Annotated in this window: 14 protein-coding genes; all 14 read right to left on the reverse strand. The window is 27.5% G+C overall.

The window, feature by feature from the left end; all coding sequences use genetic code 11:
• Genes recN through plsX form a run of 14 tightly spaced genes read right to left on the reverse strand, consistent with a single transcriptional unit; the run spans window position 1 to window position 13,739 of the window.
• Window positions 1-1,698: a DNA repair protein RecN gene (gene recN, locus ABDJ34_RS01580; protein WP_412701149.1), complete on the reverse strand. Its 1,698-nt coding sequence runs from the start codon at window positions 1,696-1,698 to the stop codon at window positions 1-3.
• Window positions 1,699-1,702: 4 nt separating this feature from the next.
• Window positions 1,703-2,155, reverse strand: coding sequence for an arginine repressor (locus ABDJ34_RS01585; protein WP_002836519.1), 453 nt, complete (start codon window positions 2,153-2,155; stop codon window positions 1,703-1,705).
• 4 nt (window positions 2,156-2,159) lie between these two features.
• The gene (locus ABDJ34_RS01590) at window positions 2,160-2,918 is read right to left on the reverse strand and encodes a TlyA family RNA methyltransferase (RefSeq protein WP_353316233.1); all 759 of its coding nucleotides are present in this window, start codon (window positions 2,916-2,918) and stop codon (window positions 2,160-2,162) included.
• 1 nt (window position 2,919) lies between these two features.
• Window positions 2,920-3,729, reverse strand: coding sequence for a polyprenyl synthetase family protein (locus tag ABDJ34_RS01595; RefSeq protein WP_353316234.1), 810 nt, complete (start codon window positions 3,727-3,729; stop codon window positions 2,920-2,922).
• Window positions 3,722-3,958, reverse strand: a complete 237-nt coding sequence (gene xseB, locus ABDJ34_RS01600) for an exodeoxyribonuclease VII small subunit (RefSeq protein ID WP_002836523.1) — start codon at window positions 3,956-3,958, stop codon at window positions 3,722-3,724. The genes ABDJ34_RS01595 and xseB overlap by 8 nt, the downstream gene beginning before the upstream one ends.
• Window positions 3,951-5,285, reverse strand: coding sequence for an exodeoxyribonuclease VII large subunit (gene xseA / locus ABDJ34_RS01605; RefSeq protein WP_412701150.1), 1,335 nt, complete (start codon window positions 5,283-5,285; stop codon window positions 3,951-3,953). Before xseA ends, xseB begins: the two co-directional genes overlap by 8 nt.
• Window positions 5,272-5,685, reverse strand: a complete 414-nt coding sequence (gene nusB, locus ABDJ34_RS01610) for a transcription antitermination factor NusB (protein WP_094207200.1) — start codon at window positions 5,683-5,685, stop codon at window positions 5,272-5,274. Before nusB ends, xseA begins: the two co-directional genes overlap by 14 nt.
• A gap of 40 nt (window positions 5,686-5,725) precedes the next feature.
• Window positions 5,726-6,058 carry an Asp23/Gls24 family envelope stress response protein gene (locus ABDJ34_RS01615; RefSeq protein WP_002836527.1) on the reverse strand — a complete coding sequence of 111 codons (333 nt, stop codon included), beginning with the start codon at window positions 6,056-6,058 and terminating at the stop codon, window positions 5,726-5,728.
• A gap of 50 nt (window positions 6,059-6,108) precedes the next feature.
• Window positions 6,109-7,263, reverse strand: coding sequence for a signal recognition particle-docking protein FtsY (gene ftsY, locus ABDJ34_RS01620; RefSeq protein ID WP_412701151.1), 1,155 nt, complete (start codon window positions 7,261-7,263; stop codon window positions 6,109-6,111).
• Entirely contained in the window at window positions 7,257-10,760 is a 3,504-nt protein-coding gene (smc, locus tag ABDJ34_RS01625) for a chromosome segregation protein SMC (protein WP_412701152.1), read from the reverse strand. The genes ftsY and smc overlap by 7 nt, the downstream gene beginning before the upstream one ends.
• A gap of 2 nt (window positions 10,761-10,762) precedes the next feature.
• Window positions 10,763-11,827 (reverse strand): elongator complex protein 3, encoded by a 1,065-nt coding sequence (locus ABDJ34_RS01630; RefSeq protein ID WP_412701153.1) that lies wholly within the window; start codon window positions 11,825-11,827, stop codon window positions 10,763-10,765.
• On the reverse strand, window positions 11,820-12,536 hold the full coding sequence (rnc, locus tag ABDJ34_RS01635; protein WP_094207204.1) for a ribonuclease III: 717 nt from the start codon (window positions 12,534-12,536) through the stop codon (window positions 11,820-11,822). The genes ABDJ34_RS01630 and rnc overlap by 8 nt, the downstream gene beginning before the upstream one ends.
• 2 nt (window positions 12,537-12,538) lie before the next feature.
• Window positions 12,539-12,775 carry an acyl carrier protein gene (locus ABDJ34_RS01640; protein ID WP_094207205.1) on the reverse strand — a complete coding sequence of 79 codons (237 nt, stop codon included), beginning with the start codon at window positions 12,773-12,775 and terminating at the stop codon, window positions 12,539-12,541.
• On the reverse strand, window positions 12,768-13,739 hold the full coding sequence (gene plsX, locus ABDJ34_RS01645; protein ID WP_412701154.1) for a phosphate acyltransferase PlsX: 972 nt from the start codon (window positions 13,737-13,739) through the stop codon (window positions 12,768-12,770). The genes ABDJ34_RS01640 and plsX overlap by 8 nt, the downstream gene beginning before the upstream one ends.
• Window positions 13,740-13,772 lie beyond the last annotated feature (33 nt).

Below are 13,772 nucleotides of genomic sequence, written 5' to 3' on the forward strand. Positions count from 1 at the left end.
TTATCTCCTATCTTTTTTTAATTCATTTGCTTGATTAATCATTAATTTGGCTTGTTCAATTGTAGTTTCCGTTATGTTTATACCACCGATCAATCTAGAAATTTCATTTACCTTTTCTTCAGGAGTTAATACTTTTAGAATTGATTTCGTTTCATTATTTAAATCAATCTTTTCAATTAAAATGTGATTATCGCTCAGTGAAGCTATTTGAGGTAAATGACTTATCGAAATCACTTGTTTATCTTTTGATAAATCAATAAGTTTTTCACCTACTACCAATGCTGTCCTACCACTAATTCCAGTATCAATTTCGTCAAAAATAAGAGTATTGATATCTTCAAAATCTGATATAACTGACTTAAATCCAAGCATAATACGTGAAATTTCTCCACCAGATGCAATAGATGCCATTGGTTTTAAATCTTGTCCTAGATTTGTTTTAATTAGAAAATCCAGTGAATCATAACCTTTTTCATTGAACTCAGAAAGTTTTTCAAATTTAACTTGAAAATCAGCATGTTTCATATTTAAATCTTTTAGATTTTGAACAATCAATTTTTCTAATTTAAAAACAATTTCTTTTCTAATTTTATGAAGTCTATCTGATAATTCAATCCCTTTCTTTTTTTTTGAATCGATTAATTCCTTGAATTTTCTTTTGTTTTCTGTAATTTCATTCAGTTCTTTAAGTCTACGTTCCAAATCTTGTCTAAATAAAACTATATCATTAATAGATTTTCCGTATTTTCTCTTTAAATTTGTAATTATTGCTATTTTATTTTCTAAATCATTTAATTTGAACTCATCTTGATAAATGCCTGATGAATATGAACTAATTCTTGAGAACAAGTCGTCCATCTCATAATAAATCTTATCCAAATCTTGTTTGAGAGAATTAACTTCATTATCAAACTCAGAGATTGAGTCCATTTTGCTTAAAACAATATTAAACATAGTGTTGATATCTTGTTCATTGTAGTTTTCATCTGAATACATGTTTAATATTTCACCGATATTATTTTTAATCAAATTAACATTCGATAGTTTATTATACTCGTTTTCAAGTTCTTCTTCATCTACATTATCAAGATCTATTTGTGATATTTCATCAATTTGATAATTGATAATATCAAGTTGTCTATCTTTTTCTTCATTTGTAATATTAAAACTCTTGTATGCTTTTTTGTATTCTGCAATATTATTGAGAATTCCGCTTAACTCAGTTTTGATTTTAAAAGTTTCTTCCTTATCAAAGGAATCAATTAAATCTAAATAAAAATCCTTGTTCAATAGTGATTGAGTTCCATTTTGCCCATGAATATCAACAAATTTACTCATTAATACATTTAATGTATTAAGCGTGATTGATCTATTATTTAATTTATTTATACTTTTTAAATTAGTGTCTACAATTCTTGAGATTATTATTACTCCATCTTCGACATTGTATCCCATATCTTCTAAAAATTTAATTTTAGAATTGTCAGCTATTGTAAATGTCGCTTCAACAATAGTTTTTTTTGAAGAATCTCTGACAAAACTTTTGTTAAATCTTTGCCCTAGAAGAAGTTCGAAAGCTTCTATCAAAATTGATTTTCCTGAACCAGTTTCCCCAGTTATGATATTAAGTCCATCTGTAAAATCGACATTGATTTTGTCAATTATCGCAAAATTTTCTATATAAAGAGAATTTAACATTTTATTACCTGATGATTGATTTGATTTCTGAAACTAATTTTTCCAATCCAGATTTATCCTCAACAGTTATATAAATTGTATCGTTACCTGTTAGAATTCCAGCAATATTATCTAATTTAGCGTTGGTAATCGCCATACCACATACTGTTGCAGTGTGAGATATTGTTTTAATAATTACCATATCTTCATTATGCTTGATAGTCAAAACAGCAGATCTGAAAATCTTATCTAATCTTTCGTTTAATGAATCGTGTACAGTGTCAATTATTGCATAATGATATTCACCTTCTCTAGTTTGAACTTTTGATATTCTTAATTCTTTTATATCTCTAGAAATAGTAGCTTGTGTAGCTCTAACTCCATGAGCTTCTAAATAGTCAGAAAGTTCTTCCTGAGTTCTTATTTCATTTTCTTCTATTAAGTCTAGAATTAATCTTTGTCTTGTGTATTTTTTCATATTTCTACCTCAATTTATTAAATGCTGTCTCCACAACATCCTTGAATTTTATATTTTTATTATCTAAAGTCGTAATATGGATTAAATACTCTATATTTCCACTCTTACCTTTTATTGGACTATGTGTCATCTCAGAAATATACAATCCTTCATTATTTAGATAATTATTAATATCATTTATTATAGATAAATGTTCCTTTTTATTATTAATTATATGATTTTTTGATTTTAATTCAAACTGCGGCTTTATCAAAAATATCATTTCGCCATTATTTTTTAGCATTTTAACGGCATTTGGAATAATCATTTTCAATGATATAAAAGATACATCGCATACTATCAAATCAAATTTCGGATACTCATCTACATTAATATTTCGAAAATTAGTATTTTCGAATAATTTAACCCTGCTATCATGTCTTAGTTCGTCAACCATTTGATTATCGCCAACATCAATAGCATAGACTTCTTTTGCATTGTTTTTTAATAAAACCTGAGTAAATCCGCCAGTAGATGAGCCTATATCTAAGCACAAATCATGCTTACCTATGTTAAATACCTCAAAAGCTTTTAAAAGCTTCAGAGCACCTCTCCCAACGTATTCAATATGTTCTTTTACTTCAACTTCATCAGAATTTATCTCAAGTGAAGGTTTCTTTACTAGATTACCTTTATAATAAACTAATTCATTCTCAATCAGAGATTTTGCCTTTGTTCTAGAAGACGCAAATTTGTTTTCGCACAAATACAAGTCGATTCTCATATTAATATTTCCTGTCCAATAATTTATTTGTAAGCTCAATTAAAGGTTGAGAATTATCGATATCTTTAATGCATTCTATAGCTCTTTGAGAATACTTATTTGCATCTTCAATGCCTTTATCTTTTCCAAAAATAGTGACATAAGTTTTTTTATTAATTTTTAAATCATTCTCATAATCCATAATGTCATCAATTATTTGAAAAGCCATTCCTAGATTAAAAGCATAATCTTCTAGTTTTAATAATGTATTATCGTCAACCCTACTTAAAATTCCAGCAGATACAGTAGCCGCTTTAAGTAAATTACATGTTTTTTTATCGTAAATTTCAATAATATTTTTTTCAGAAATCTCACTGTCAATATCCAAAAGTTGACCTTTTATCATCCCAAAACATCCTGATTTTTTTACGATATAATTTGCACATTTTGCATCAATATCGTTTTTAATTGATTCAGATAACACTTCAAAAGAATAATTTAAAAGTGCATCTCCAACTAAAACCGCAATATCTTCTCCGTATTTTTTATGCACTGTTAATTTTCCTCTTCTATAGTCGTCATTATCCATGCATTCCAAATCATCATGTACCAATGAATAATTGTGAATTAATTCTATTGAAATAGCATAACTTATAGATTCATTAATAGATTCATTAAACATTTGATAAGTTAGTAGAAATAAAAGCGGTCTTAATCTTTTTGCATCGTCGTCAACAAGAGTATATCTCATAGCTTCGCCAATTTTATCATCAGAAAATTTTAAAGCTTTTATTGAAGTGTTTATCAAATTTATGATTTCCTGACTATTCATTATCATCACTTAAAAGCATATTTATTTGAAAATCTTCCTCTTTGTTATCTTTAATCAAAGTCATTTTACCTTCTTGTTCTTTTAAAATAGAACTTAATCTCTTGTGAAGCTTCATACCTTCTTCGTATAATTTTATATTTTCTTCAAGACTCAGCTCTCTGTCTTCCAACTTTTCAACGATGTCACTTAGTCTTTTTAATCCTTCATCGTATTCTCTATATTCATTCATTGAATTTCTCCTTATTTTGAACAGTTGTATCAAGTTTACCATCTTTCATAATTAAGACAATTTTGTCGTTCTCCATAACATCATCAATAGAAGAAATACTCTTATCATTCTTTAATACTTTTGCATATCCCTTCTCTAAAATTGTACTTGGATTCAAATGCAATAAGTTATTTTTATATGAGTCTAAAATCAATTCTTTGTAATTAATATTTGAGATTAAATTTTTAATCATTGTTATTCGAATTTTATTTAGTTTTTCGATTTCTAAAGATAATAGCTTATCAGGTTTCAACAAGTTTAATTTATGATAAATATTTAATTCTTCATTGTACTTATCTTCCAAATTTTTCTTATAAGCTTTTTTTAAGCTATCCTTCAAAAGTTGAAGATTATCCATGTGTTCTTTAATAATGTTTTTGGGACCTAAAAATTCCAACTGCTTACCATAATAGTCTAATTCTTGATTTTCATCTTCAAATCTTCTTATCAAAATTCTACTAATTTTAGCGTAGCTTTCTTGTAAAAAATATTTTAATTCATCAAAATCAGCAGTGGCTAGCTCAGCAGCTGCTGTTGGGGTTGATGCCCTTAAATCAGCTACAAAATCAGAAAGCATAAAGTCATTTTCATGACCAACGGCGCTTATTATTGGGGTTTTTGAATTATAAATAGTTTTTAAGAGATTTTCATCATTAAATGAATTTAAATCCTCAAAACTTCCACCGCCTCTTCCTACTATAAGAGTATCTAGATTTTGCTCATCCATATATTTAATGCCTTGTATAATAGATTCTGACGATTGTTCTCCTTGAACAACACAATGATATATCAAAATATCGCAAATAGGATATCTTCTCTTTATTGTTCTGCAAATATCATTCACGGCCGCTCCAGTAGAAGATGTAATCACGCCAATAGCTTTAGGATATTTAGTTATAGATTTTTTTGTTGATTCCGAAAAAAATCCTTCTCGTTCAAGCTTTTCTTTTAACTCTAAATACTTTTGAAAAAGGTCTCCAGTGCCTGATTTCTTATATTCTTTTACAAGAAGTTGATAAGTGCTTGATCCTTGATATGTTGTTATACTTCCTCTTAGTTGAACTTTGTCTCCATCTTTTAAGTTTATAGTTTTTGCGAGAGACATTGTTTTAAAAATCATACAAGAAATCAATGCTTTTTCATCTTTTAATCTAAAATAAACATGTCCTGAAATATTTTTATTAAAATTTGAAATCTCACCTTCTATCCACACATTGGATAAAATTGGATCTTTCTTCAAAGTATTTTGAATATAATCAGAAATCTCTTTAACACTATAAACTTGCATTTTCTTTTCTCTTTAATACAGAACCTAATATGCCGTTGATAAAACTGTATGATTTTTCTGTAGAATATTCTTTCGCTAATTCAACGGCTTCATTAATTGCAACACTATCTGGAGTGCTTTCCACGTATAGAATTTCGCAAACACCAACTTGTAAAATCGATAAATCTAATTTGTTAATTCTGTCCAAGTTCCATTGCTTTGTGTTATTTTCTATAATATTTACTATGTCATCAATATGTTCAATAAAATTTAATAAAATTTCTTTGAAAAATACTATATCATTTTTATTAATATTCTGATATTTACAAAATTCTTCAATTCTATTTTTATCATAATCTCCATTCATATTCATTTCATAGATTAATTGCATTGCGCTTTTTCTAGATTGTCTTCTTGACATATTTCCTCCAAGAAAATAACCCTCTGATAAGAGGGTTACATTAAATACTTATTTTCTCACAAACAACATCTACATTTATGACAACTAACCCAGTCATCATGCCGATATTTTCTTTTATTTTCTTTTGCACCTTATAGCATACATCCTTGATGTTATAATCAGAATCTACTTCAATATGGGCTCTTACATTTACAGCATTGTCAAGAATTTCAATGATTACTGATTTTTGAGCTCCTTTTTGTATATTTACTTTTTCTGATTGTGGTGTCATAATAGCTTTTACACCTTCAACTTCCATGCAAGCTTCTGCTGCAATAAGTGAAATTATGTCATTAGAGATCTTAACAGATCCGTTATTAAATTTATTATCCATGTTATTCCTCCACACACAAATTTTATCAAAAAATGAAAAAAAATTCAATTTTAATTTATTATTGCTTCTATAAATTTTTCTGGCTCAAACTTAACCAAATCATTTACTTGTTCGCCAATTCCAATAAATTTTACTGGAATTCCCAATTCCATTTCAAGTGGAAATATCATTCCACCTTTAGCTGTACCATCTAGTTTTGTAATTATAGCCCCTGTTAAATCAGTTGCATTCATAAATTCTTTTGCTTGAATAATAGCATTTTGTCCAGTTGTGCCATCTACAATTAGTAAAATTTCTTTTTTAGCTTCTGGATATTCTTTTTCAATAACTCTCTTTATTTTATTCAATTCATTCATTAAATTCTTCTTATTATGAAGCCTTCCAGCTGTATCGCAAATTAATATATCTGCATCTCTACTTTTCATAGCACTAACTCCATCAAAAACAACACTAGCTGGGTCAGAACCTTCTTTGTGACTAATAATGTCAACTTTAGCTCTATTTGCCCATTCAGTAAGCTGCTCTATAGCCGCTGCTCTAAAAGTATCGGCAGCAACCATCAAAACTTTTTTCCCATCTTTTTTGAATTTCATGGCTAATTTACCAATCGTAGTAGTTTTTCCTACACCATTTACACCGACTACTAAAATAATAGTTTTATCACCTACATTTAAATTATTGTCAATCTTATCATTAATTATATTTTCTTTTAAAATATCAGCCAAAACATTTTTTATTTCACTTGGATCTTGAATGTTATTAAGTTTTACTTTATCTCTCAATTGAGCAACAATCTTTAATGTTGTTTCAACACCAATGTCAGCGGAAATCAAAGTTTCTTCAATTTCTTCGAATAATTCTTCATCAACCGTTCTATAATTGGCTAAAACTTGATCAATCTTATTAGAAATATTGTCACGAGTTTTAAGTAATGAATTCTTTAATTTTTCAAAAAATCCTTCCTTATTTTCTTCTTTATCTTCGATAAATTCTTCAGATTGTTCTTGGTATTTTTCGTTATCAGTTTCAGACTTTTCATTCTTTTCTTCAACGACTTTTTCAGTATCATTAACTTCTTCGCTTATTTCTATATTTTCATTGGATTGACTAATTTCTAATTCTTCTTGTTGTAAATCTTCTTCTGTATTTTTTGTTTCTTCGTCATCTTTTTTAGACTTAAACTTATCAAAGAACTTATTTAGCATATCTCTCTCCTATCTACATCTAATTTAATCATTTTAGATATTCCATCTTTTTCCATACTTATTCCATATAATATGTTAGCTATCTCCATTGTACTTTTTCTATGTGTAATAATAATGAATTGAGTTTTTTCTTTAAATTTAATTAAATATTCTTTGTATCTCTTAATATTTATTTCATCTAAAGCAGCATCTATTTCGTCTAATATACAAAAAGAAGATGGTCTTGTCTCAAAAATCGCAAAAAGCAACGCTACCGCTGTCAACGATCTTTCTCCACCGGACAACAAGTTTAGACTTTGAAGTTTTTTCCCAGGTGGTTGAGCAGTTATTTCAATTCCAGAACTTAGAACATCATCTTCGGTCAATTTAAGACTTGCATATCCTCCATTAAAAAGTTGTTTAAAAATCGCAATAAATTTTGTATTTATTTCTTCAAATTTTTTGGTGAATACTTCTTTCATTTCTCTATTAAGCTTATTAATAGCATTCATGATATCTTCCCTGGATTCAATTAAATCATTTTTATTTTTAGTCATAAAATCAAATTCTTTTTTAACTGATTCATATTCTTGAATACTATCTACAGAAAAAGAACCTATATTTCTTAAATCATTGATAATTTTATTGATTTCTTTCTGACTAATTTTAATATCAGAATTAGATTCTATTGTGTCTATATTAATATCATAGAGCTCATTAATATCTATTTTTATATTATTTAACTTCTCTGTTGTATTTAAAGCCTTTTCAATTAATGAGTTATTGCTTATTTCTATTTTTTGAACACTAGCATTTGAATCATATATTGATTGCTCAATCTTTGTTAACTCTGATTTAAATTCATTCATATTGGACTTCATATTTAAAATTTCATTATTTAGTCCAGAAATAATATCATCATAATCAATAGTTTTAGATTTTATATCATTTTTATGGCTTTTGTATTTAGAAATATTTTTATGAATTTCATCAATTTTAATTGAATTAACTTTAAAGTTATCTTCTAAATATTCTTTTCTAATTTTTGCATCATTTAACTGATTATTAAATATATTTAAATCCCTTTGTACAGAAGAGTATTCAGATTTTAAACTAATCATATTCATTTTTTCCGAATTATATTGTTCTTGTAATTTTTCAATTTCAACACTTAATTCTTTTAAAAGACTTTCTAATTCTACAATTTGATTTTTTAAATCAGTTTCTTGTAAATCATTGGCATCACTTTGTATAGTATTTGAATTCAACTTATTATCAAAATCACTAATATTAGATTTCAAATATTTAATTTCAAACTGTTTGTCCTTGATGTTGCTATTACAAGCATCCCTTTCAGTTCTTAATTTTACAATCTTATCTTCAATAATTTCTAAATCGGATTTGTTTTGATTTACAATATCAATATTTTCTTCGTATATTTTTTTCAAATCGTTGTATTCATTAACACAGTCTTTATACAAATTTTCAACAGAATTTAAACTATTTTTCGTTGATAGTATTGAGTAATTGGAAGGCTTTTTATATCCACCTACCATTGAACCCCAACTATTAATGATATCACCATCTAATGTAACTATTCTATAGTTTTTGTATTTCGAACTTACGATAATAGCATCTTCCATATTTTGAGTAACAAGTGTTTTCTGTGCAAAATAATCTACAATATCCCTAAATTTTTCATCAGATTTTATAAATTCATTTAAATGTCCAAGTACCAATTCATCTTTTACATAATTATAATTTCTAGATTTTATTTTATTTAATGGTAAAAAAGTAAGTCTTCCTATCTTATATGACTTCAAAAAATTAATTAATTCCTTACCATCATTTTCATTCCTAACAATTATATTTTGAAACGCTGATGACATTATTGCATCAACAGATTTCTCATACTGCTTTGCTACACTGATTAAATCCCCAAGTGTCCCTATTACTTTATCTTGTAAACTAGGATTTAACTTTTTAAAAAAGTTTTGAACTGTAAAGTTGTATCCTTCGTGATTATCTATAGTATTTTTCAAAAACATATATTTATTTTTGTTAGTTATCGAATCTTCTTTTAAGTTTGATAATTTGACTCTTAAATCAATTAAAGCTTTCTCTTTATCATTTATAATGCTAGAAATTCGTTCTTTATCTTTATCTAAATTATCCAAATGTTTGTCATAATCACTTAGCATTTCTTCGAAATTTTGTAATGCTTTTACTAGTTGAGTTAATTTAAATTCAGATTCTTCTTTTTGCTTTTTTACTTCTGATATTTCTTTCAATCTTTCTTGTTCAATAGCATCACGTGAATATTTTTTAATAATATGTTGTGTATAAATTGACTGTAATTCATTTAATTTTTCTGATTTCTTATCGCTCAATTCTTTTTTAATGTTAAGTTCATCTTCAGAATCATCAATATTCAATTTTTCTAAATTTGAATTTATTTCTTCAAGCTTTTTCTCAGAGTTCTTTATTGTATTTTGTAAATTATCAATTTTTGATATTAAATTTTTAATTTCTGATGAATAATTCTCGTTTTCTTTTGTTAATCTCTCTAATTCAGTGTTGCTATTTTTAAGTCTTTCATCATTCAATTGAATATCTGATTCGTTTTTTATTTTTTGACTCTTAATATCAGATAAATTAGAGATTTTCAATTCTGTATCGATATCTGTTTTATTGATGCTTTTTAATAAATCATTTCTTTTATTTTCAAATTTTACAAGTTTTGATTTTAAGTCTATCAAGGTTTTATCATTATTTTCTTTTTTCTCAATGACATCACTTAGTGTAATAGAAAGTTTTTCGATATCCAATAAAGCTTTTTGAATTTCCATTTCTTTTAGTTCTTTTTCTAGAATAATTCCTTTTTTAGCTTTATTACTTTCTTTTTCTAAATATTTTAATCTATCAACTTGTGAAATTAATATATCTTCAATTCTTAATAAATTCTCATTAGTTTGTTCAAGTTTCTTAACACTTTGTTCTTTAATGTACTTTTGTTTGGAAATTCCGGATGCTTCTTCGAATAATTCCCTTCTATCTTCACTTTTTGATGATAAAATGTCGTCGATTTTACCTTGTCCGATTACAGAATACCCTTCTTTCCCAATTCCCGTATTTAAGAATAATTCCTTTACATCTTTTAAACGAACTTGGTTTTTATTAATGTAATATTCACTTTCACCAGTACGAAAAACTCTTCTCGTTACTGTAATTTCTTGATAATCAATGTCTTTCCATAAGTCATTCTCAAAAGTTATGGAAACTTGTGCAAAGTTAACAGGTTTTTCTTTCTGAGTTCCAGCAAAAATAACATCTTGCATTTTATTCCCACGGAGATTTTTTGCTGATTGTTCACCTAAAACCCATAAAATAGCATCAGAAATATTTGACTTTCCGCTACCATTTGGCCCAACAATTGCTGTTATGGGATTATCAAAATTCAATTTTATTTTATCTTTAAATGACTTAAAACCTTGTATTTCAACTGATTTTAATCCCACAGCTACACCTCTTTTTCAATGTTTTTAAAAATATGTTCTAAATTAATATCAATTTTATTGATATTATCTAACACTAAGAAGTTATTATTAGAATTAGAATATTTTATTGTTTTTAATCCATATTTTTCTTGAAAATATTTTTTGTTTTCCCCATTATAGCCGACAAAATTATTCAAAATATTTGGTTTGGCATGTATTTCTAGTGTTTCAAAATTATCATTTTTCAAAACATAATCTACCACTTTTCTATACAAATCATCTTCTACCAATTGTCTATAATTTGGATGAATTGCCCCTGCAACTACATCTTCGCCTTGTTTTATATTTTCTGTATTTAATAGACCTAATCTAATAACTGGAATGTTAGCGTTTATAAATTTCAAATATATTTTGGTACAATTTTCGACCGAATCGTGCAAATTTTCCGGACTATATTTATTAATTTTGGTAAAAGTTTCAAGCATAGTATTCTTTATAACTAAAGTTGGATATATCCTGACAAAATCAGGTTGTAACTTGATTAATTCATCTGCAGTATATAAGTCCATCTCTGGGGTTGATTTGTATAAGCCTGTCATCATTTGGAGCCCTAAACTAAATCCCATAGATTTTATCAGCTCAGAAGATGTTTTAACACACTGACTATCGTGACATCTTAAATTTGAATCTAATACACTATCTACCATTGATTGAACACCTAACTCTATAGTTTCTACGTTAAATTCCTTAAGAATAGTTAAAATGTGTTTATCAATATAATCAGGTCTTGTAGAAAGTCTAATCGATCGAACTTTACCGTCATCAATGAATTCATTTGCTATTTTTAAATAGTCTATCATAGCTGTTTCTTCAATTCCTGTAAATGATCCCCCGTAAAAAGCTATTTGAGTATCTTCTTGACTTTTATTAGGAAAATTTGCAAGTTGATTTTTTATTTCATTTCTTATTTCATCTTTTTTAACAACTTCGATATAATTTGTAATTTTGCGTTGATTACAGAAAATGCAATCATTTGGACATCCTAAATGAGGAATGAACAATGATACAATGTAATTTTTCTTACTCATTTATTACCCTTAATCTAATCAAGGCGTTTCTAGCAGCATCTTGTTCTGCATGTTTTTTTGAAGATCCAAATCCAGATCCTATAACCAAGTTACCCTCATAAACATCAACATAGAATTTCTTGTCGTGATCTGGACCTTCTTCTTTAACAATCTTGTACTTTAATTTATCTCTTGAATTTTTTTGATTATTTTCCTGTAACATAGTCTTATAGTCAATAAAACTAGACTTTGTTTCTATTTCAGCTATGAATAGACTTTTAAACTTATTTTCTACAATTTTAAAAGCCGATTCATAACCAGAATCCAAATATATTGCACCAAAAACTGCTTCGAAAGTATCAGCAAGTACACTAGGTTTTTCACTGCCACCTGAAATAAATTCACCGTGACCCATCATTAAATATTTTCCTAATTCTAAATACTTGGCCATATTTGAGAAAGATTTTTCACATACCATTTGACTTCTAATCTTTGTCATAGCACCTTCTTTTAACGAAGATTTACTATTATACAAGAAGTCACTAACAATTAGATCCAAGACTGCATCTCCTAAAAATTCCAATCTTTCGTTTGAAATATCTTTATATGATTTGTTTTCATTTCCGTATGAGCTATGAAAAAAAGCCAGGTTTAACAGATTAATATCTGTAAACCTGTAATCTAATTTTTCTTCTAGGTCATGTAGCATTTCAATTCTAGCTTTGTCCACAACTATTTTCCTTGTGCCCTTTCAATTTCATTAACTACATCTTCTACATTTTTTAACTCAGATAACTTTTCGTCATCAAGTTCTATATCAAATTCTTCTTCTACATCCATTACGATTTCCAATAAGCGTACTGAATCCGCTTTAAGATCTTCTACAAATCTTGTTTTTTCGTCTATATCGTCTCTATTAAATTCCTTTTTTAAGCCTTCAACAACTTTTTCATAAATTTCTTTATTCATTTGCTAACTCCTTTTTTAATTTATCAGTAACATCTTCTTCAACGAATTTTATCAGCGTTAAAATCCCAGACATAATAGCGTCCCTGTTAGATGAGCCATGAGCTTTAAACACCGGCTTCTTAGTTCCTAGAAATGGTGCAGATCCAACACTGTTATAATCAATACCTGTACTCATTGATTTAATCATAGGAATAATAGCTTGTTGAGATTTTTCATCAAGCTTAGATAATTTTGACTTAGCTAAAGTTTTAATAAACTCAACCGAACCTTCTATTGTTTTCAGAAGAATATTTCCTGAAAAACCATCAGTTACCACGACATCAAAATCACCTTTCAAAACAGCTCTTGCTTCAACATTACCTTTAAAATAAGGATATTTTGATAAATTCTTGTATGTTTCTAATCTTAATGAATCTCCCTTATGTTCTTCGACTCCAATATTTAATAGACCTACTTTGCAATCCTCTTTTCCTAAAATATTTTTGGAATATACATATCCCATTTTTGCAAATTGTTCTAATAACTCAGAAGTGACATCAACATTAGCGCCAACATCTAACACTACCACATCACCCTTTAAGCTAGGTACTGTTACCATCAAACAAGGTCTAGATACATTATCAAGCCTTCTAGTTATAAGTGTAGCCCCCGTCAATAAAGCGCCAGTAGAACCTGTCGATAACAACCCATCGTAATCTTCGTTTAATAAATCAAAACATTTTCTCATACTGGAATCTTTTTTTGATCTTATCGCTTTCGTTGGTGATTCATTGTTTTCAATGGTTTCTGTAGCATTTATAAAATCTATTTTGTCTTCAAATCTTTTATTTACAATATTTCTATTTTCTTCTTCGTTTCCTACTATCGTCAAGTTAAAATCTTTTTGTTCAAGAGCCATTATAGCTCCTTCTATTAATTCTGATGCTCCTTTATCAGAGCCCAAAGTATCTAATAAAATTTTCATACTTCACCTCTAGTATATTCTATCACAATATTG

It is taken from the genome of Finegoldia dalianensis (assembly GCF_046255015.1).
Classification (GTDB): Bacteria; Bacillota; Clostridia; order Tissierellales; family Peptoniphilaceae; genus Finegoldia; species Finegoldia magna.